The sequence below is a fragment of the Pseudomonas sp. LBUM1662 genome (genome assembly GCF_059695915.1).
Genome location: NZ_CP166793.1, coordinates 4,322,328 through 4,344,161 on the forward strand (window position 1 = coordinate 4,322,328; position 21,834 = coordinate 4,344,161).

The 21,834-nt window shown below is 59.0% G+C and carries 15 protein-coding genes; 12 read left to right on the forward strand and 3 right to left on the reverse strand.

Annotation, left to right across the window (positions count from 1 at the left end; translation table 11 throughout):
• Positions 1–15 precede the first annotated feature (15 nt).
• The 4 genes from ACA049_RS19605 (at position 16) to ACA049_RS19620 (ending at position 4,595) form a co-directional block, all read left to right on the forward strand.
• Complete coding sequence (locus ACA049_RS19605) at positions 16–1,365, forward strand: APC family permease (protein ID WP_497329064.1); 1,350 nt, start codon at positions 16–18, stop codon at positions 1,363–1,365.
• Positions 1,366–1,484: 119 nt separating this feature from the next.
• Positions 1,485–2,501, forward strand: coding sequence for an arginine N-succinyltransferase (locus ACA049_RS19610; RefSeq protein WP_497329066.1), 1,017 nt, complete (start codon positions 1,485–1,487; stop codon positions 2,499–2,501).
• Positions 2,502–2,562: 61 nt separating this feature from the next.
• Positions 2,563–3,597 (forward strand): arginine N-succinyltransferase, encoded by a 1,035-nt coding sequence (astA, locus tag ACA049_RS19615; RefSeq protein ID WP_497329068.1) that lies wholly within the window; start codon positions 2,563–2,565, stop codon positions 3,595–3,597.
• 128 nt (positions 3,598–3,725) lie between these two features.
• Positions 3,726–4,595, forward strand: a complete 870-nt coding sequence (locus ACA049_RS19620) for an isocitrate lyase/PEP mutase family protein (RefSeq protein WP_094471765.1) — start codon at positions 3,726–3,728, stop codon at positions 4,593–4,595.
• 316 nt (positions 4,596–4,911) lie between these two features.
• Here the strand turns inward: ACA049_RS19620 and ACA049_RS19625 are convergent, their stop codons facing one another.
• Both ACA049_RS19625 and ACA049_RS19630 read right to left on the reverse strand, forming a co-directional pair.
• The gene (locus ACA049_RS19625) at positions 4,912–6,153 is read right to left on the reverse strand and encodes a M20/M25/M40 family metallo-hydrolase (RefSeq protein ID WP_497329070.1); all 1,242 of its coding nucleotides are present in this window, start codon (positions 6,151–6,153) and stop codon (positions 4,912–4,914) included.
• Positions 6,154–6,365: 212 nt separating this feature from the next.
• Positions 6,366–7,439, reverse strand: coding sequence for a diguanylate cyclase (locus ACA049_RS19630; protein WP_497329072.1), 1,074 nt, complete (start codon positions 7,437–7,439; stop codon positions 6,366–6,368).
• Between the two features lie 248 nt (positions 7,440–7,687).
• Between ACA049_RS19630 and ACA049_RS19635 the strand changes: the two genes are divergently transcribed.
• The 3 genes from ACA049_RS19635 (at position 7,688) to hglS (ending at position 11,723) form a co-directional block, all read left to right on the forward strand.
• Entirely contained in the window at positions 7,688–9,142 is a 1,455-nt protein-coding gene (locus tag ACA049_RS19635) for a flavin-containing monooxygenase (protein ID WP_497329074.1), read from the forward strand.
• Positions 9,143–9,164: 22 nt separating this feature from the next.
• Complete coding sequence (locus tag ACA049_RS19640; protein ID WP_497329076.1) at positions 9,165–10,112, forward strand: alpha/beta fold hydrolase; 948 nt, start codon at positions 9,165–9,167, stop codon at positions 10,110–10,112.
• A 234-nt stretch (positions 10,113–10,346) separates the two neighbouring features.
• Entirely contained in the window at positions 10,347–11,723 is a 1,377-nt protein-coding gene (gene hglS, locus ACA049_RS19645; RefSeq protein ID WP_497329078.1) for a 2-oxoadipate dioxygenase/decarboxylase HglS, read from the forward strand.
• A gap of 112 nt (positions 11,724–11,835) precedes the next feature.
• Here hglS and ACA049_RS19650 read toward each other — a convergent pair whose 3' ends face one another.
• The gene (locus ACA049_RS19650; protein WP_497329080.1) at positions 11,836–12,513 is read right to left on the reverse strand and encodes a type 1 glutamine amidotransferase domain-containing protein; all 678 of its coding nucleotides are present in this window, start codon (positions 12,511–12,513) and stop codon (positions 11,836–11,838) included.
• Between the two features lie 415 nt (positions 12,514–12,928).
• On the opposite strand from ACA049_RS19650, the gene ACA049_RS19655 reads away from it, so the two are divergent.
• From ACA049_RS19655 to ACA049_RS19675, 5 genes are all read left to right on the forward strand, one after another.
• On the forward strand, positions 12,929–13,444 hold the full coding sequence (locus ACA049_RS19655; protein ID WP_033058787.1) for an Hcp family type VI secretion system effector: 516 nt from the start codon (positions 12,929–12,931) through the stop codon (positions 13,442–13,444).
• A gap of 131 nt (positions 13,445–13,575) precedes the next feature.
• On the forward strand, positions 13,576–15,618 hold the full coding sequence (locus tag ACA049_RS19660) for a type VI secretion system Vgr family protein (RefSeq protein WP_497329082.1): 2,043 nt from the start codon (positions 13,576–13,578) through the stop codon (positions 15,616–15,618).
• On the forward strand, positions 15,563–16,348 hold the full coding sequence (locus ACA049_RS19665; RefSeq protein ID WP_497329084.1) for a DUF4123 domain-containing protein: 786 nt from the start codon (positions 15,563–15,565) through the stop codon (positions 16,346–16,348). The genes ACA049_RS19660 and ACA049_RS19665 overlap by 56 nt, the downstream gene beginning before the upstream one ends.
• Positions 16,345–21,324: an RHS repeat-associated core domain-containing protein gene (locus ACA049_RS19670; RefSeq protein WP_497329086.1), complete on the forward strand. Its 4,980-nt coding sequence runs from the start codon at positions 16,345–16,347 to the stop codon at positions 21,322–21,324. The genes ACA049_RS19665 and ACA049_RS19670 overlap by 4 nt, the downstream gene beginning before the upstream one ends.
• Complete coding sequence (locus ACA049_RS19675; protein WP_497329088.1) at positions 21,321–21,791, forward strand: hypothetical protein; 471 nt, start codon at positions 21,321–21,323, stop codon at positions 21,789–21,791. The genes ACA049_RS19670 and ACA049_RS19675 overlap by 4 nt, the downstream gene beginning before the upstream one ends.
• The last annotated feature ends 43 nt before the right edge of the window (positions 21,792–21,834 follow it).

Consider the following 21,834-nt stretch of genomic DNA (forward strand, 5'->3'; position numbering starts at 1 on the left):
AGGAGTTAGGGCTTCATGGAAATAGAAGAATTCGGCTACAAGCAGGAGTTGAAACGTAGCCTGTCGCTGACCGATCTGGTGGTGTACGGGATGATCTTCATGATCCCCATCGCCCCGTTCGGGGTGTACGGTTACGTTAACGCCGAAGCGCCCGGGATGGTGCCGCTGGCTTACATCATCGGCATGGTCGCGATGCTGTTCACAGCCCTGAGTTACGGCAGCATGGCCCGGGCCTTTCCGATTGCGGGCTCGGTGTATTCCTACGCGCAACGCGGCCTCAACCCGCATGTCGGGTTTATCGCCGGATGGCTGATGCTGCTCGATTACCTGCTGATTCCGCCGCTGCTCTACGTGTACGCGGCCATGGCGCTGAATCACCTTTATCCGGACATTCCCAAGGTCGGTTTCATCCTGGCGTTTCTGGTCAGCGCGACGTTCGTCAACCTGCGGGGCATCACCTTCACTGCCCGCATGAACATTGTGTTTCTGCTGGCGCAACTGGTGGTGCTGGGGATCTTCCTGTTCTACGCCTGGAATGCGCTGCACAGCGGCGGCGGCAACGGTCAGCTGACCCTGGCGCCGTTGTACAACCCCGACACCTTCAATTTCGCCCTGCTGATGCAAGCCGTGTCGATTGCGGTGCTGTCGTTCCTCGGTTTCGATGCGATCTCCACCCTCGCCGAAGAAATCAAGGGCGACCCGGGCCGCAGCGTCGGCAAGGCAGCCCTGATCACGCTGTTGGTGATGGGCGTGATCTTCGTCGTGCAGACCTGGATTGCCACTGACCTGGCGGCCGGCATGGGCTTTACCTCTGCCGACACCGCGTTCTATGAAATCGCCGAAATCGCTGCCGGCAGCTGGCTGGCCACCCTGACCGGCGTGGCCACGGCCCTGGCGTGGGGCGTGGCAGTTGCCATCACCTCGCAAGCGGCGGTCTCGCGCCTGCTGTTCGGCATGGCCCGGGACGGTAAGCTGCCGAAAGTGCTGGCGAAGGTTCACCCGAAACACAATACCCCGTACCTGAGCATCTATCTGGTGGCCGTGCTGTCACTGGTGATTTGCTACCTGTTCATCAACTCGGTGGACACCCTCACCTCGCTAGTGAACTTCGGCGCCTTGAGCGGTTTTATGTTGCTGCACCTGACCGTGATCAATTACTACTGGCGTCGGCAGAAGTCCGGCCAGGTGATCCGTCACCTGATCTGCCCGGTGATTGGCTTCATCATCGTCGCGGCCATCATGTACAACATGGGCGTCGATGCACAAAAACTCGGCCTGATCTGGATTGCCCTGGGCCTGGTGTATCTGTTTTTCCTCAACAAGCTGGGCGCCAGCACGGCGCTGCCCGATCCGAGCAACGGCTGACAAGAAAAAGAGCGGCGTCTGACAAGAAATCAGGCGACCGCCGATTTAATGCGTGGAAACCGACAGTGATAGTCAGGTTCGGCACACACCGCCGAACCCTTTGATACAGGAGTACATCCATGCTGGTCTTACGCCCAGTCGAGTTAACCGACCTGCCCCAGTTGCAGCAACTGGCGCGCGACAGCCTGATCGGTGTCACGTCCTTGCCGGACGACACTGAACGCTTGCGACTGAGGATTCTCGACTCCTGCGCTTCGTTCGAGAAAGACGTGGAGGTGCATGGCGCCGAGAACTACTTCTTCGTGCTGGAGGATCTCGCGGCCCGGCGCCTAGTGGGCTGTTCGGAAATTCTCGCCACTGCAGGCTTCAACGAACCGTTCTACAGCTTGCGCAACCGTCACTTCACCAGCGCCTCGCGAGAGCTGAACATCGAACACGGCGTGCCGGCATTGTCGTTGTGCCAGGACCTCAGCGGTCACACCTTGCTGCGGGGTTTTCATATCGACACGGCGCTGGTGCGCACAGCATTTTCGGAGTTGCTGTCCCGGGCGCGCCTGCTGTTCATCGCCGCCCATTCACAGCGCTTTGCCGAAGCGGTGATCACCGAGATCGTCGGCTTCAGCAACGATGAAGGGCAATCGCCGTTCTGGGATGCGCTGGGCAAGCATTTCTTCGACCTGCCCTACGCCGAGGCCGAGCGGCTCTGCGGCCTGGAGAGCCGGACCTTCCTCGCCGAACTGATGCCGCACTACCCGATCTACGTGCCGATGCTGCCCCAGGCTGCACAGGATTGCATCGGCCGGATCCACCCCGACGGCCAGGAAGCCTTCGATATTCTTGAGCGCGAGGGATTTGAAACCAACAGCTACATCGACCTGTTTGACGCAGGCCCGACGCTGTATGCACGCACCTCGAACATTCTCTCGATCGCGCAAAGCCAGACCGGCAACGTTCAGTCGGCTTCGTCCATTGATGCAAGTGGCAGCTACCTGGTGAGCAACGATTCGCTGAAGGATTACCGCGCCATCGTCGCCGAGTTGAATGTCCAGGCCGGGCAACCGGTGGGCTTGAGCGCCGAGATGTGCGCCGCCCTGAACGTGACCGAAGGCAGCCCGATCCGGCTGATTGCCCTGTGAGCATCACCCGGCCCCGTGCCCAACGACAGCGCCCGACCTGGCGCGAAGAAGGAGCTGCATCATGATTGTCCGCCCGGTTCGCGTCACCGACCTGCCCGCCTTGATGGATCTGGTGCAACAGGCCGGCCCCGGGTTCACCACCCTGCCGGCCAACGAAGAACGCCTGGTGCACCGGGTGCGCTGGGCCCAGCGGACCTTCGCCGAACAGGTCGAGCGTGCGGATGCCGATTACCTGTTCGTGCTCGAAGATGACGATCAGCAAGTGGTCGGCATCAGTGCGTTGGCCGGCGCCGTTGGCCTGCGTGAACCCTGGTACAACTATCGGGTCGGGCTGACGGTCAGTTCGTCGCCGGACCTGGGCATTCAGCGGCAGATTCCGACGCTGTTCCTGAACAACGAAATGACTGGCCAATCGGAAATCTGCTCGCTGTTTCTGCGACCCGATCAGCGCCATGGCAGTAACGGTCGGTTGTTGTCCCTGGGACGCCTGCTGTTCGTGGCCGAGTTCCCGCACCTGTTCGGCGACAAGCTGATCGCCGAATTGCGCGGCAGCGCCGACGAACATGGCTGTTCACCGTTCTGGGACAGCTTGGGCCGGCACTTTTTCAAGATGGATTTCAGCCACGCCGATCACCTGTCGGGGCTGGGCAGCAAACCGTTCATCGCCGAATTGATGCCTCGCCAGCCGCTCTACACCTGCCTGCTCACCGAACAGGCCCAGGCGGTCATCGGCAAGGCACACCCGAACACCGAACCGGCGCTGAAGATTCTCAGCGCCGAAGGATTTGTGCATCAGGGTTACATCGACATCTTCGACGCTGGCCCGGTGATCGAAGCCCCGGTCTCGAAAATCCGCACCGTGCGCGACAGCCAACCGCTGGTATTGGCCATCGGCACGCCTGACGAACAGGCCCCGGTGTGGTTGATCCACAACCGCCGCCTGGAAAACTGCCGCATCACCACCGCCCAGGCCCGGTTGGTGGGCAACAGTTTGATCGTCGACCGACTCACGGCAAAACGCCTGCAACTGCAACCGGGGAACTCGGTGCGGGCGGTGCCGCTGCCTGATCAACAGCGGCAGGCTGTTGCGGCGTAATCGCTCGTGTTCCAGCCGCTGCGTAAATTCGTCATCATCTTCCCCTCGCGCGCGTGATAGCCTTTTGTTCCTTCGGCGTTGACACCTTTGCTCAAGCCTTTCCATTCCTTTGTATTGGTGGAACTCATATGTCCAGGCTTTCTCATCAAGATTTGCGCCGTAACTTCCGCGAGCTGTTTGCTTCCAATGCCTGCTATCACACGGCGTCGGTCTTCGACCCGATGTCAGCCCGCATCGCCGCGGACCTGGGGTTTGAAGTGGGCATCCTCGGTGGCTCGGTCGCCTCGTTGCAGGTGCTGGGCGCTCCCGACTTCGCCTTGATCACCCTCAGCGAGTTCGCCGAACAGGCCACGCGCATCGGCCGTGTCGCCCAATTGCCGGTCATCGCCGACGCCGACCACGGCTACGGCAACGCACTCAATGTGATGCGCACCATCGTTGAACTGGAACGCGCCGGCATTGCCGCGCTGACCATCGAAGACACCCTCCTGCCGGCGCAATTCGGCCGCAAATCCACTGACCTGATCGGCGTGGCGGAAGGCGTCGGCAAGATTCGTGCGGCACTGGAAGCCCGGGTTGACTCGGAAATGGCGATCATCGCGCGGACCAACGCCGGGATCCTGCCGGTTCAGGAAGTCATCAGCCGTACCTGCCATTACCAGCAGGCCGGTGCAGACGGGATTTGCATGGTGGGCGTGCGGGACTTCGATCACCTCGAACAGATCGCCGAACACCTGACCGTGCCGCTGATGCTGGTGACCTACGGCAACCCTGCGCTGCGGGACGACAAACGCCTGGCCGAACTGGGCGTGCGGGTGACCATTGATGGTCATGGCGCGTACTTCGCGGCGATCAAGGCCACGTACGACAGCTTGCGCGAACAGCGGCAGATCTTTACCCAAGCGTCGGACTTGAGTGCTACCGAGCTGACTCATACCTATACGCAGCCTGAGGAATACATCCGTTGGGCGGAAGAGTTTATGAGTGTGAAGGAATAACGCTGCAGCAGGTGTTGCAGTAGTGACTGCGATGGCCTCTTCGCGAGCAAGCCCGCTCCCACATTAGATCTCGGTGATCACAGGACTGGTGTTCACAGGAGATTCATTGTGGGAGCGGGCTTGCTCGCGAAGGGGCCGGATGCCACACCGCTAAACTATGGCTTTGACCCCCTCCTCCCGCGGCAACACCCGCGCCTGGACCAGATTCAGAATCACGCGCCCTTCGAGCGTCCCCTGTAGGAACTCGATTTTACTAACACCAAAAATCCCTGTGGCGAGGGAGCTTGCTCCCTCGCCACAGGGGTAATGCAGCCGCTTATTGCTTGGCCAACTCCATAATCATCCGCGACAGCAGGTAAATCCGCGGCGCCACGCTTTCTACTTCTGCGTACTCTTCAGGCGTATGAATATTGCCGCCGACAATCCCGAACCCATCCAGCGTCGGCGTGCCCACCCCGGCCGAGAGACTGGCATCCGCCGCCCCGCCGCTGCCTTCTTCCGTCAACGTGCGGCCAATCTCTCCGTAAATGCCCTGGGCCATGGCCATCAGTCGATCCGACTCCGGCGTTTGCGGCATCGGCGGTAAACCGCGCTGCAGTGTGGTCGTGACTTCGGTGTCCGCAATCAGCTTGTCCTTGGACACCCGCGCCAGGTCCTTCTCGATCCGGTCAAACTCTTCCGGCACCGCCGCCCGCACGTCAGCCTTGGCCGTGGCCTGGTCCGGAATCACATTGGTCCTGTCGCCGGCCTTGATCACGGTGAAGTTGATGGTGGTTTTCTTCTCGGCGTCGCCCAGTTTGCCCAGCTGCAGAATCTGGTGCGCCGCTTCCATTGCCGCGTTGCGTCCCAGCTCTGGCGCGACACCGGCGTGGGCGGCTTTGCCTTTGACTTCCACCACCGCCGTCGCGCTGCCTTTGCGCCACACCACCAGCCCATCCGCCGGGCGGCCCGGTTCGAGGTTGAGGGTCACGTCGTGGGCCTTGGCGGTTTTCTTGATCAGGTCGGTGGCGATGTCCGATCCGGTTTCTTCGCTGGCGTCGAGCAGGAAAGTGATTTGCGCGTAGTCCTTGAAGTCGAGGTTTTTCAGGACTTTCAGCGCGTAGATCCCGGCAACGATGCCGCCCTTGTCGTCCATCACACCCGGCCCATAGGCCCGGCCGTCCTTGATGTGGAACGGGCGCTCGGCGGCCGAGCCCTCCTTGAACACGGTGTCCATGTGCGCCATCAGCAGGATTTTTGCCTTGCCGGTGCCTTTGAGGGTGGCGATCACGTGGCTGCTTTTGTCCGGTGTGTTGGGCACCAGTTCGATGGTAGCTCCGAGTTTTTTCAGCTCATCAATGGCAATGTCGCGCACTTGCGTCAGGCCGGGTTCATAGCCGGAACCGGAGTCTATATTCACCAGCCGTTCCAGCAGTTTCAGGGCTTCACCCTTGTACTGTTCGGAATCGGCGAGAGCTTGTTTGTGGGGTTCGGCGAAGGCTGCCGGGGCGAATGCACCGAGGGCGAGGGTCAGGCCAAGGCTGGTGGCCAGCAGGGAACGAGGGAGATTGAGCGTCATGAATCGGTCCTTGTTTCGTGTCGGGGAACCGAAACCCTACCTCACTGAGCTGCACGGCTCTATGCCGAATGCGACACCTGTAGACCTGACACACCACAACTCCCCTGTGGGAGCGGGCTTGCTCGCGAAGGCGGCGGGTCAGCTTGCATTGATGTTGAATGAACTGAATATTTTGCGAGCAAGCCCGCTCCCACAGGGGTTTTGCGTGAAGGTCAGACCGGGTCGAGCAGTTCGTGCTGGGGCTTGCCGCCAATGCCGCTAATGACGCGGTTGCGGCCGGTGCTCTTGGCTTCGTAGAGCGCCTGGTCGGCATCGTTGAGCCACAGGGTGGCGTCGGTGTGCGACGAATTGAACGCTGCCAGGCCAATGCTCAGGCTGACTTTCAGCGCCGGGTTCTGCTCGTAGCCCAGGGAGGCGAAGCGATCACGCAAGGCGTCCATGGCGGCTGCCGCGCTATTGAGGGGCAGGTCCGGGAGCAGCACGCAGAACTCGTCACCGCCGTAGCGTCCCGCCACGTCAGTCGCCCGCAGGTTCTGCTTGAGCATTTTGCTCAAATGTCGCAGCACCATGTCCCCGGCGACGTGGCCGTAGGTGTCATTGATGGTTTTGAAATGGTCGATATCGATCAACGCAATCGCCCCGCCCTGATGCTGACGTTGGCAACGCTGGAACTCAACTTCGAGCTGGTCTTTCCAGGCGCCATGGTTCAACAGGCCGGTGAGGCTGTCGGTTCGGCTCAAGGCCAGCAGTTCGCGTTTGTGCCGGCCAAGGGTGGTGGTCTGGCGAAAGCAGATCCAGCCCAGCGCCAGTGGATACAGGGTCAGCAAGGGTAAACAGGCGTACAGCTGCAACGGACTGGTTTGCGCGAAGAAGGCCGGTGTGAAAATCAGCATGCCCACACCGATCCCGAGAATCTGCGCCGCCGTGCCCACCAGCAGGAACCGCACACCGCCGATCGCCACGTTGTTCATGGCCATCATCGACAGCGTCGCCGCGCTTGGCAGCGGATTGAAGTGCATGGCGGCCACCCAAAAGCCGCCGAGAAAAGCGTCGACCAGGATGTTGCGATGCTCGGCGTGAAACGGCACTTGCGCCCGTCGCGCCCATTGATAGGCCACATGCGGCCAAAGCACGCCATTGAACAGCATCAGCCCCCAGACCCACGGCGCCGGGTTGAGTGGATACATCGCCGCGCCCACACACAACAACCCCAAGGTCAAACCAAGGGTTCGCGATGTATAGAGCCTCCTGGCCAGAGAAAGCCCTTTTCCTCCCGTCTTTCCCATAGGGGCCTCTGCGCCACTGAACGGACCCCGACAACACACGGGTTGCGGGTGTGCTGGGAGTCTATCAGGGCAACGTTAAATAGCCATCACCGGCGGGCGCGCGGTTCCGTAGGAGCGAGGCTTGCCCGCGAAGCTTTTGGCGGCTTTGAGGGCCCCTTCGCGGGCAAGCCTCGCTCCTACAGGTTATGCGTGTGATGTTTGGGCTATACATGAAGGGAGAATCAGATAATCGATAAAAAAGGAGGCCCATGCAGACCTTTCAAGTGTTGATCATCGGCAGCGGTTTTGGCGGTCAGTGCGCGGCGATCAATTTGCTCAAGGCCGGCATCGACGATTTTCGCCTGCTGGAACGACGGGACTTTTTCGGTGGCACCTGGTGCCAGAACACCTACCCCGGTGCGGCCGTCGACGTGCCCTCGCCGCTCTATTCACTGTCTTTCGCCCCCTACCGCTGGACGCAAATGTTCGCCGATCAGGCTGAACTGCACCACTACACCCAGTACGTGGTGGAGCACTTCGGCCTGCGGGACAAGGTCGAACTGCAAGCCAATGTCGAGCGCATCGAATGGGACGCCGACGGCCAGCGCTGGGCGGTGTACACCGGCACCAAAGGCACGTTTTACGCGCAGTTCCTGATCAACGCCACGGGGCCGCTGAGCCAACCCGTCGTCCCACACTTCGAAGGCCAGGAACGTTTTCAGGGCAAGACGTTTCACACCAACAATTGGGATCACTCCTTCGACTATCGCCACAAACGCGTCGCCATCGTCGGTAGCGGCGCCAGTGCGGCGCAGGTCATTCCGACCATCGCCCCCGACGTCGAGCACCTGCATGTGTTCCAGCGCACGCCGCATTGGGTATTGCCCCGGGCCGACCGTACGTTTGGACCCTTCCAGCGTTGGCTATTGGGCTTGAAACCGGCGTACAAACTGCTGCGCTGGATGCTCTATTGGCAATTCGAAACCCGGGTGATTGCCTTCAAATATTCGAAACCTGCGATCCACATGGTCCAGCAACACGCCCTGCGCTTCCTCAAGCGTCAGGTGCCCGACCCGCAATTGCGCCGAAAACTGACACCCGACTTCACCATCGGCTGCAAGCGCGTCATCGTCTCCAGCACCCTTTACCCGGCGCTCGGCCGCAGCAATGTGACGCTGCACAGTCGCGAACAGGGCATCGCATCCATCGACGAAACCGGCATCGTCACCCAGGACGGCCAGCACATTGATCTGGACCTGATCGTCTGGTCCACCGGGTACGACGCCACCGACGGGGTGATTTCCTACCCGGTCACCGGCAAAAACGGCACCCGACTCAAAGACGTCTGGGCCCAATACCCGCGGGCTTATCTGGGCACCAGCCTGCCGGACTTTCCCAACCTGTTTATCGTCACCGGGCCCAACACCGGTATTGGCCATACGTCGGCGCTGTTCATCATCGAATCCCAGATGAATTACATCCTCGACTGCATCCGTACGCTGAAAGAACAGGGTTTGCGCAGCATCGAAGTACGCCCCGAGGCAGAACGTACCTACACTGAGATGATCCACCGCGAAATGGAGCGCACTGTCTGGAAGTCCGGGGGTTGCCACAGCTGGTATCAAAGCAAGAGCGGTCATGTGATCGCCATGTTCCCGGGGTTCAGTTTCAGCTATCACCGGTTGACCCGGGCCCTGAAACCCGCTGACCACATTTTGTCCTGATCACGTAAAAGGAAGATGCCTGATGCTTGTGTTGGTTGTCCTTATCGCGGTTTTTGTGGCCTGGAGCTGGCTGAGTTACCCGGCCATCGGTCACTGGCTCTATGACCTGAACATGGCCATGGAAGCCAAGCTGTATCGGCTGCACAAAATCGTCGTACCGATCACGGAAATGACCGTTTCGACCTGGCAAGGCGGGCCGTACGAAGCGTCGAGCAGTGTGCTGATGCTGCACGGCTACAGCGCCGACAAAAACATCTGGCTGCGTTTCGCCCGGCACTTTGTCGGCAACTATCGGGTGATCATTCCCGACATCGCCGGTCATGGCGAAACCGGGTTCAAGGCCGGTGGCGGCTACGACATCCCGCTGCAGGCCAAGCGGATGATCCAGCTGCTGGACGTTTGCGGGGTCGACAAAGTCCATGTCATCGGCAATTCGATGGGTGGCTACATCGCGGCGTGGCTGGCGGCGACTTACCCGGACCGGATTGCTTCCGTCGCCCTGATCGACCCGGCCGGCGTCACCGCCCCCGAAGCCAGTGACCTGGAGCGGCATCTGGCCAAGGGGCACAACCCTTTTTTGATTCACTCACGGGAAGAATTTCGACGCTTCTACGCCATGACCATGGCCGAGCCACCGTGGGTGCCCGGCGTGGTGCTGGACGCCATCGCACAGCGTTATGAACAGAGTCGCGATGAGCTGGAAGAAATCTTCAACGACTTTCGCGCCAGCCCGCCGATGGAACCCAAACTGCCCGACATCAAATGCCCGGCGCTGCTGCTGTGGGGGCACAAGGATCGCCTGATCGATGTCAGCAGCGTGGCCGTTTGGAGTAAAGGCATCGCGGATTTGCGCGTGGACATCTGGGACCACATTGGCCACATGCCGATGGTCGAACAACCGGCCAATACCGCGCGGTTGTATCGGGAATTCCTGGGATCGCTGCGCTCGGAAAGCCGTTCGCACCTGTGACCCCCACAACCCCCAAATCAATCCTGTAGGAGCGAGGCTTGCCCGCGAAGCTTTTAGCGGCTTTAAGGGCCCCTTCGCGGGCAAGCCTCGCTCCTACAGGGAGTTGTGGGCAGCCAATAGTGCGAAGCAGTCCTTGGGAGAATGAAGTCCGTAAGATTCTTCGTTTGTCGGCGTTGCAGAAGGCTGCGATCTTTTCCCACATCCTTTACGTCACCCGCGCCAGGAATTTTTTTCATGAGCCACCCAAGCTTCGTCAGCCCTGACCTGATCCGCCAACGCTTCTCCAAAGCGATGTCCGACATGTACCGCGAAGAAGTCCCGCTGTACGGCGCGCTGATGAAACTGGTTGAGCAGACGAACCGTCACGTACTCGACAGCGATCCGCAGGTGGCCCGGCAACTCAATAGCACCGGCGAAATCGAGCGGCTGGACCTGGAGCGTCACGGCGCAATCCGCGTCGGCACCGCTGACGAACTGGCCACCCTCGCCCGCCTGTTCGAGGTGATGGGCATGCAACCCGTCGGCTATTACGACCTGACCCCGGCCGGCGTACCGGTGCACTCCACCGCGTTCCGCGCCGTGCACGAAGCCGCCCTGCAAGTCAGCCCGTTCCGGGTGTTTACCTCACTGCTGCGCCTGGAACTGATCGAAGACCTGGAACTACGAGCCTTCGCCCAGTCGGTGCTGGATAAGCGCCAGATCTTCACCCCGGCCGCCCTTGCATTGATCGACCGCGCCGAAACCGCAGGCGGTCTGACCGAACAGGAGGCCCAGGAATTCGTCGAGCAGGCGCTGGAAACCTTTCGCTGGCACCACAGCGCCACCGTCACCGCCGAGCAGTACCAGAAACTCAGCGCGCAACATCGCCTGATTGCTGACGTGGTCGCGTTCAAAGGCCCGCACATCAATCACCTGACGCCGCGCACCCTGGACATCGACATCGTTCAGGCGCAAATGCCCGCCCACGGCATCACGCCCAAAGCCGTCATTGAGGGCCCGCCTCGCCGCCAGTGCCCGATCCTGTTGCGCCAGACCAGTTTCAAGGCGCTCGACGAACCGATCGCCTTCACCGATCAAGCCGAGACTCGCGGCAGCCACAGCGCCCGCTTCGGTGAAATCGAACAGCGCGGCGCGGCGCTCACGCCAAAAGGCCGGGCGCTTTACGACCGGTTGCTAAACGCCGCCCGCGATGAGTTGAAGGACTTCCCCAACGAGGGTAATGCCGCACGCTACAACACGCTGATGGCGCAGCACTTCAGCGAATTCCCTGACACCTACGAAGGCATGCGCCAACAGGAACTGGCGTACTTTCGCTACTTCCTCACAGAAAAAGGCCTCGCGGCAGAAGAGCTCAAATCGTTGCCGCTGGAAGAACTGCTCAGCGGCGGTTATTTGCGGGTTGAACCGTTGGTGTACGAGGATTTTCTGCCGGTCAGCGCGGCGGGGATTTTCCAGTCGAACCTTGGGGATGCGGCGCAGGTAAATTACGGCGTGCATTCGAACCAGCAGGCGTTTGAAACGGCGCTGGGGCGGCCGACCATTGACGAACTGGGGCTGTATGCCGAAACGCAGCGGCGCTCGATCGAGCAGTGTTTTGCGTCGTTGAGTTAAACCTTCACAGCGCAAAAAAGATCGCAGCCTCGTTTCACTCGACAACTCCTACAGGGGATCGCTATCCAAATGTAGGAGCTGTCGAGTGCAACGAGGCTGCGATCTTTTAATCTTATTTAAGCTTCGCCAACAACGCTTCAGCGGCAGCCTCCGAAGAAGCCGGGTTTTGCCCGGTGATCAACAGGCCATCGGTGAGCACATAACTCGCCCAATCCGCGCCCTTGGAATACTCACCGCCCTTCTCCTTCAGCATGTCCTCCACCAGGAATGGCACGACTTTCGTCAGTTGCACCGCCTCCTCCTCAGAATTGGTGAACCCCGTCACGCGCTTGCCTTTGACCAATGGCTGGCCATCCGCACCCTTGACGTGACGCAACACACCCGGCGCATGGCAGACCGCCGCGACCGGCTTGCCCGCTTTGATAAACGCCTCGATCAGAGCGATTGAAATTTTGTCTTCGGCCAAATCCCACAGCGGACCATGACCGCCGGGATAGAACACGGCGTCGTAATCCTCAGGTCTGACCGTGCTCAGTACAGCCGTGGAAGCCAGTGCTGACTGGGCCGCCGAGTCTTTGCGAAAACGATCGGTAGCCGCCGTTTGCGCGTCCGGCTCGTCGCTTTTCGGGTCCAGCGGCGGCTGGCCGCCCTTGGGCGAAACCAGGGTCAGTTGTGCACCGGCATCCTTGAAGGCGAAGTACGGTGCGGCGAATTCTTCCAGCCAGAAGCCGGTTTTCTTACCCGTGTCACCCAATTGATCGTGGGACGTTAAAACCATCAGGATTTTCATGTCGTTCTCACTCCGTTTCAGGGTTGTCGGACGCTCGACGGCGCTGTTTTTATGGACCACTCGGCCCCTCGATTTGTTGCAACCGATGCGCGTAGCCATCGAGTGCTAGCGCAAAGCCTTGATGCGCAAGAAGTTGCGCACCCCTTGTGTCGAATGGCCCTTGCGAGGCGCTGATCGCCCGGCCTGTCAGGCCTTCCAGTCGAGTGCGCAAGAAGTTGCGCAGTGGTGCGCAAGTTCTTGCGCACATTCTTTCGGGTTTCTGATTGAACCTCTTTTCAAAGCCCTTAAAACAATCACAACCACTTGATTTACTTAGCTTTAAGTATTTCTGGCACGGACCTTGATAACAGTCATGCACCCACCGGGCGATAACGCCTCCCGGGCACTTTCACTTTATTCAGCAAGGAGCACATCCATGGCTACTCCAGCGTACATGTCCGTCACTGGCGAAAAACAAGGTCTGATCACCGCCGGCGCATTCACCGCCGACTCGGTTGGCAACACCTATCAAGAAGGTCACGAAGACCAGGTCATGGTTCAGGCTTTCAGCCACGACGTGATCATCCCGCGTGACCCACAATCCGGCCAGCCAACCGGTCAGCGCGTTCACAAGCCAGTCGTGATCACCAAGGTCTACGACAAGGCTTCGCCACTGCTGCAAGCTGCTCTGACCTCCGGCGAGCGCATGAGCGAAATCGTTATCCAGTGGTACCGCACTTCGGCTCAAGGTACCCAAGAGCATTACTACACCACCAAACTGGAAGACGCGATCATCGTCGCCATCAACAACAAAATGCACAACTGCCAGGATCCGTCGAACTCGCACTTCACTCACCTGGAAGAAGTGCAATTCACCTACCGCAAAATCACCTGGACCCACGAAGTATCCGGTACTTCGGGTTCCGATGACTGGCGTCTGCCGGTCGCCTAAGTCAGGCTGACCGTCACAAGCATCGGCCAGCTCTGCTGGTCGATGTTGTTTCCGCCCTTCCAGAATTTCGCGTCCGTTGACCCGGTTTCCGGCTGTCAGCGCATGCCGCAGCACTGCACGAGGAACAAGGGATGTTCGCGCCGGCCAATCAAACTCACTTTGCCCTGACCATCGAAGGTCTTTCCAGCGACTTCCAGGTCTTTTCCCTGCAAGGTCGGGAAGCCATCAGCCAGCCTTTTGTGTTTGAGGTGGAGCTGGTCAGTGAACAGCCGTCCCTGGACCTCGAGACCCTGCTGCACAAACCGGCCTTCTTGCAGCTCTCGCCTGACGGCAGCGGCATCCATGGCCAGATCTATCGCGCCGCCCAGGGTGATTCCGGCAAACGCCTGACCCGCTACGCGGTGACCCTGCGCCCGCAACTGTCCTACCTCGCGCACCGCATCAACCAACGCATCTTCCAGAACCTTACGGTGCCGAAAATCATCGGCATGGTCCTTGAAGAGCACGGCATCCAAAGCAACGCCTATGAATTCAAAGTCGGGGCGATTTATCCCGAGCGCATTTACTGCGTTCAGTACGATGAATCGGACCTGCAGTTCGTCCAGCGTCTGTGCGAGGAAGAAGGTATCCACTACCACTTCCAGCACAGCGCCACCGCCCACAAGCTGGTGTTCGGTGATGACCAGACGGTGTTCCCGAAACTCGCACCCGTGGCCTATCAGCAAGATTCCGGCATGGTCGCCAACAACCCGGTGATCAAGCGCTTCGACCTGCGCCTGGAAACCCGCACCAGCCGCACCACCCGCCGCGACTACGACTTCGAAAAACCGCGCCTCACCCTCGAAAGCGAAAACCGCGGCGACGCCCTGCCCGACCTCGAAGACTATGACTACCCCGGTCGCTTCATCGACCGCGAGCGCGGCAAACACCTGGCCAAGCGCAACCTGGAACGCCACCGCAGCGACTTCCAACTCGCCGAAGGCAAAAGCGATCAGCCGTTGCTGGTCAGCGGCCATTTCCTGGCGCTGACCCAACACCCAAAAGCCAAATGGAACGACCTGTGGCTGCTGACCGAAGTCCTGCACGAAGGCAAACAGCCGCAAGTGCTGGAAGAGTCGGTGACCAGCGACACCACCCGCCTCAAGGGTGATTTCCATCAGGGTTACCGCAACCGCTTCCAGGCCACCCCATGGGACGTGCCGAACCGTCCGCCGCTGACGCAAAAGAAGCCGCGCATCCTCGGCAGCCAAAGCGCCGTGGTCACCGGGCCCAAGGGCGAAGAGATCCACTGCGACCAGTACGGCCGCGTCAAAGTGCAATTCCACTGGGACCGCGAAGGCCAGGCCGACGACAAGACCAGCTGCTGGCTGCGCGTCTCCTCCGCCTGGGCCGGCGCCCACTACGGCGGCATCGCCATCCCGCGGATCGGCATGGAAGTGCTCGTCACCTTCCTCGAAGGCGACCCCGACCAACCGCTGATCAGCGGCTGCCTGTACCACAAGGAAAACGTCGTCCCGTACCCGCTGCCGGCAAACAAAACCCGCAGCACCTTCAAAACCTTGAGTTCCAAGGGCGGTGGCGGCTTCAACGAACTGCGCATCGAAGACAAAAAAGGCCAGGAACAAATCTTCCTGCACGCCCAGCGCGACTGGGACGAAAACGTCGAACACGACCAGAAAATCCGCGTCGGCAACGAACGCCACGACACCGTCGAGCAAAACAGCTACAGCGAATTCAAGGCCGAAGAACACCACACCGTCTACGCCGACCGCAAAGTCGAGGCCCGCGCCAACGACCACCTGACCGTGGGCGTGAACCAGCACATCAAGATCGGTACCGGGCAGTTCATCGACGCCGGCCAGGAAATCCACCTGAGCAGCGGCATGAAAGTCGTGCTGGAAGCAGGCAGTGAACTGACCCTGATCGGCGGTGGCAGCTTCATCAAGATCGATGCCGGCGGCGTGACCATGAGCGGGCCGGTGATCAATATGAACTCCGGAGGTGGGCCGGGTAGCGGGACGGGGGCTGCGCCGTTGTTGCCGGGGGTGTTGAAGCAGGCGGATGCGGATAAGGCTGGGGCGGTGTTGACCCCGGCGCAAGTTAATACGTTGAAGCGGAATGCGCCGTTTTGTGAAGAGTGCGAGAAGTGTAAGGCAGGTGCTTGTGCGATCTGATCTGTTGACGCCACAAGCGTGGTTGGCTGAACGGCCGTTGCAAGCCGATGAGCGTCTCTATCTGATTGTCAGTGCTGCGAGCGATGCCGAACCGCTCAAGGCCTTTTACCAGCAAGAGATGGCACCAGAACTGATACCTATCTGGGGAGGCACGCCTTACGCCGATTGGCAGCCAGTCATGCCCTATCTCGCCGAGCTGAAGCCAAACGCCGGTTTTCTGCAATGGATTACCGAAACCGATGCCCAGGATTGGGGTTGGCTGGCGGTTTCTACCAGCACGTCGGACGTTGTGTTCGAACATCTGCGCAGTTTGACCCAAGTACGTACACCCGACGGTACCGAGGTGTTTTTCCGGTTCTGGGACGGGCGGCATATTTACCCGATTCTTGAAGGACTGGGCGCCAGCGCTGGCGAGGTACTACCCGTATTCGACCGTTACTTGATCAACGGGCAGAGCCTGGCAGTGGGACCGAGGTCCGTACCTCCTGCGAAGGAATGGCCGTGGTGGGAAGTGCCACAGACGCTGCTCGATACGCTGGCGGAAAAAGACCACAGCACCGTCGTCGACAACCTGATGCAGTGGCTGGGCGAGGACTGCCCTGAACTGTTCTTTGCCTTCCCCGAAAGTAACTTGCGCCACAAGGTCGAGCGTTTCGTCCGCCAACAACCCAACACAGAAGATATGGCAGAGCGTCTTGCTGCTCAGCTGACAAAGGAAGTCACGTCATGAATACCCCGATTGGTACCTTGGTCCTGCGCGTGCTGGACGCCAAAACGCCTGACGTGAATCTGATTCTCAAAGATTTCAAGAGCTGCCTGAGCGATTACAAGGAGTGGGCGGACGGTTTCCTCACTGGTTGGGCACTGGATGTCGACCAGACATTCAAAGTCGGCAATGAAGTCAGCCTCACCAAACGCAAGACCAAAACCGGCGCAGTCGAGACCTACGCGACCTGCCCCCTGGTGGGCGACTTCACCCTGATCCACATGTTCGAGTCAGCGCGTTTCGTCCCCATCGGCAACACGCCAGTGAAATTGGAGCCTGTCACCAAAGGCACGCTCTACGACGACGTCACCGGCCCTGTTATTGAAACGACTATCGGCCCCAGCGGCATCAAGGTGATCGACGGCTGCAAGAAAGGCCAGATGTACCGCATCACCTTTTTCCCCAACGTTTCCCAGAGCGACGTCAAAGCGCTCTACGACTCCTATCAGGGCGTAATCGGCAATCTCGAAGGCTGGCTACAAAGTGAATGGTCAGGCAAGTTCCAGCCGCAGTGGGCCAGCTACTCGGCGGCCGACCGCATGGGCCGCTCGGTCATTCTGTTGAAACAAGCGATGGATGGCATGGAGAAAGCGTTGCTCAGGCTGTGGGACGACATCAAAAGCCTGTTCGAACTGCTCGCCCACCCGAAGGAAAACCTTGAGAAACTGCGTAAATACTTGTCGGACGTCGAAATCGACAAGCTCTATGCGGCCTCCAAGGAGTCCATTGCGTCAGGCCTGTTGATCCTCAGTGACGAACCACTGATGTTCATCTACGTTTCGGCAATTGTCGCCTGGGTCGGCATGTTGCCTCCGCAGGTCATTGTCGACGTGGTGACGGCGATCGCAGCAGAGTTCCTGATCAACGTGGTGTTGGGCATCTGCCTCACCGGTGGCGCCGGGATCGCGGTGCGGGTGGGCACCAAAGCCCTTTCCACCGTCAAGTCGGGTACAGCCATCAAGTACCTTGAGGAACTGGCCGCGAAACTGATGACGTTGAGCGGCAAACACAGCTTGCCGGCACACGCTGAAGTGTCGAAACCGTTGATTGCCAGCGCCAAGAATGTGCCGATGAAGCCGACCAAAACGGCGGCGATTAAAATCGACGAGGCTGCCGCCAACGGGTCCAAAAGCCAGGTACCGAAAACCACTGATACGCCGAAGCAAGAAGTCAAAGATGCTTCTTCGTTTCCACGTGGCAAGAAAGAAAAACAGACCACCCTCACACCCAAGGAAAAGGTCGACGACGTTCCGACGCAGTCGAAGACGCCTGACGATAAAAGCGCTGCCTGCGCCAAGAAAACCTGCACCAATGGTTGCCCCGTATCGATGGTCACGGGTGAAGAGTTGCTGACACTGACCGATGGCGAGCTCGGCGGTTTGCTGCCCTTCAGCTGGACGCGACTCTATCGCACCAGCGCCGCAGAAATCGATTGCGGCCTCGGTTACGGCTGGAGCCATGCCTTGGCCCAACGCGTCGACATCAACGACGAAGAAGTCCTCTGGACCGACCATGAAAACCGCGTCACCACGTTCCCGCTGCCAAGCGTGAAGCGTCCGGCGATCACCAACAGCCTCTCGGAAGCGGCAATTTTCATCGGTGACGATCCTTCCGAACTGGTCCTCACGCAGGCTGGCGAACGCAAGCAGTTCTACCATTTCCGTTACAACAGCAAGGGCGCCACGCTGATCGCGATCAGCGACGACTATGGCAATCGCCTGCACATTACCCGTGATATTCACGGGCGAATCAAGCGTGTCGACAACGGTGCCGGTCGCGCCCTCCTCGTGCGTTATGACCGCAAGCACATCGTCGCCATCGACTATCAGCAGTTCAGCCCGGCGGACAATCTGGAAGATGCGTGGAGTACCGTTCAGACCCTGGTCACCTATGGCTATGACGCCCAGCACCGCCTGATTGAAGCCCGAAACGCAGCCGGCGAAGCAGAACGCTACGCCTACAACGATCAAAACGTCATCCTTGAGCGCCAACTGGCCGGTGGCGCGAGTTTCTACTGGGAATGGGAAAAGGAAGGCAAGTCGGCACGCTGCATCCATCACTGGGCGAGCTTTTCGCAGATGGACGCGCATTACGCCTGGGATGACAAGGGCAGCGTCACGGTTACCAACGCCGACGGCAGCGAAGAAATCTACACCCACGACGATCAGGCCCGACTGGTTGCCAAAGTCGACCCGGATGGTGCCGAACACCTCAAGGCCTACGATGACAAGGGCCGGTTGATTGCCGAAAAAGACCCGCTCGGCGCAGTCACCGAGTACCAGTACAACGAAGCTGGCCGACTGGTCGCGGTGATTCCACCGGAAGACGCCCCCACCACATACGAGTACTACCACGGGTTCGTCCGTGTAGTGAACCGTGGTCCGGCCACCTGGACCTACTGGCGCAACGATCAGGGCGACATCACCGAACAAATCGACCCGGACGGCAACGCCACCCACTACAGCTACAACCGCCAAGGCCGTCTGCTGGAAATCCGTCACCCCGATGGCAGCCGCCATCAACTGGGCTGGAACAACCTTGGCCAACTGCTCGAAGAACAGCTGCCCGACGGCGGCCAGCGCAAGTATCGCTACGACGCGCTGGGTCGACAGATCACGCGTCAAGATGAAAGCGGCGCGATCACCCACTATCAATGGGACGCGGCGAACCGCCTCGCGCAAATCACCCTGCCCGGCGGTGCAACCCGTGCGTTCACCTACAACGCTTACGGCAAAGTCACCGCCGAACGCGATGAACTGGGCCGCGTCACCCGCTACGAATATGCGGATAACCTGCATCTGGTCAGCCGCCGCATCAACCCGGACGGCAGCCAACTGCGTTACCACTACGACAACTCGCGCCTGTTGCTCAGCGAGATCGAAAACGAACGTGGCGAGCACTACCACCTCGATTACTACCCTAACGGCCTGATCCAGCAGGAAACCGGCTTCGACGGTCGCCGCACCGCTTACGAGTACGACCTCAACGGCCAACTGCTGAAGAAAACCGAATTTGGCGACGACGGTAGCGAACTGATTACCGAGTACCAGCGCGACGCCGCTGGCCGCTTGCTGGTAAAAACCCTGGCCGATGGCGAAGAAATTCACTACAGCTACGACGCACTGGGTCGCCTGGTAAACGTCGACGACGGCCACTGGCCTCTCGCCTACGAATATGACCTGCAAGACCGCCTGATCACCGAACACCAGAGCTGGGGCACTACGCGTTACGAGTACGACAAACTCGGCCAACTGAGCCACTGCCGCCTCCCCGACGGCAGCAAACTCGACTACCGCCACCAATCCGGCGGTCGCTTGAGCAGCATCGACCTCAACGGCTCGCGCCTGACGACTCACCAGTTCAGCGCCGGCCGCGAACAGCAACGTCAACAGGGCTTGCTGCTCAGCCAATACCAGTACGACGAACAAGGCCGACTGCAAGCCCACACGGTGGGTCAGCAAGATCGCAACTTGTTCCAGCGGCGCTACGCCTATGACGCCAATGGCAATCTCGCCGGCATCGACGACAGCCGCAAAGGCAATCGCAGCTACCATTACGACCCGCTCGATCGACTGATCAACGTCCGTGGCACCACCCCTGAAAGTTTCGCCCATGACCCGGCGGGCAACCTCCTTGGCCAAGGCGACCAGCCAACCGCAAACCTGGCCAACGTCAAAGGCAATCGCTTGCTCATGCAGGGCGACCGCCACTACGACTACGACGCCTACGGCAACCTGGCGCGCGAACGTCGAGGAACCGGACAAAAACTCGTCACTGAATACCGTTACGACTGCCAACACCGCCTGATCGGCGTCAGCCTCCCCGGCGGCAGTAATGCAACCTACAAATACGACGCCTTTGGCCGCCGTATCGCCAAGATCGTAGATGGCCACACCACTGAGTTCCTGTGGCAAGGCGAACGTCTCATCGCCGAAAGCGCCAACAACCGCTACCGCAGCTACATCTATGAACCGGGCACCTTCCGCCCATTGGCCATGCTCGATGGCGAAGGCCCGCTCAAAGCGGTACCGTACTACTACCAACTCGACCACCTCGGCACCCCGCAGGAACTCACCGACTACAGCGGCCAGATCATGTGGTCGGCGAAATACCGCGCCTACGGCAACCTCGCCACCCTCGACATTGCCAACATCGACAACCCGCTGCGCTTCCAAGGTCAGTACTTCGATGGGGAGACGGGCTTACATTACAACCGGCATCGCTACTACAATCCGGGCACTGGACGGTATCTGACGCCGGATCCGATCAAGCTTGCGGGTGGGTTGAACAACTACCAGTACGTGCCTAACCCTACGGGGTGGGTGGATCCGCTGGGGTTGAGTTCGGGGTGTCCGGGGCCTGATTGCAAGCTGCCCAATAATTCGGCAAATGCATCGAAACCCGATAGCATTCCAATGTCTCAGGCTAAGTACGATGAAGTGATTAACCTTGAAAAGGGAAACCGGCCTGCCGATACTCGTGAATACTTGCCGGAGCAATACGTAAACTTGCACGAAGAAGCCTTCAAGAATCAGGGAGGCTCTTTTGTCGTTATTGACGAATGGATTGAACGCTCTAGCTATCCAACATTCCCTCCTAGGAAGTTTGTAGGATTGCCGTCCGAAATGGACAATGTGGTTGCGAAGTACAAAGCTAGTGGTGCTAACTGGGAAGTGCTCAACAGGGAACTCAATCTTGGCTCTGCAGACCTTTCATCTGCCAAAATCTATCTCGTCAAAATCAAGCCTGATGATCCTAGATTTAAATATGAAATTCCAAATGGCAATGAAGCAGGTGCTTATCCAAAAGAATGGGTGCCTGGAGGCGAGACAAAAAGTGGAACAAAGGAAGCAGCTCTGATTGGATCTGAGAAAATCAATCACGGAGCGGACATGAATAAACTTTTGAGCCAATTTGATGACTGGGAACAACTTCAATGATCAGCAATTTTGAAAAAGCGTTAAACAGAGATGAATTCCCAGAGTACTTCAGAGGCACCGGTATTTACTTCACAAAAGATCCTGACTGGGGAACTCAGTTACACATCATCAACTGGCAAGGACTTTGCAGCTTTCTCAAGACACAAAAAAATCCAGTGCCAGTTCTAAAAAATGCATTTGAAAAATATGTAATGACTGTAAAAAACAACGTAGAAGACGCGAACGACCTTCTCGAAAATATAGGATGCTATTACTATATGCGAAAAAAGGTTCCAGCCTTATCGGAAAATGGATTTGACCTAATCCGGGATATGTCTAACAAGGAAAAAATGACAATATCTAAATGTATGGAGTTCCTGCGTCAAGAAATAAACAAAACGACAAACGCACAGGACATCGAGCTTTACAACAGGCGACTATCAAAGCTGATCAATGATGGCGGACCAACTGATTTAGAGAATCTTTAACAATAAAGATCTCCGAAAAAGCGGTTAAATAGACGGATTTATT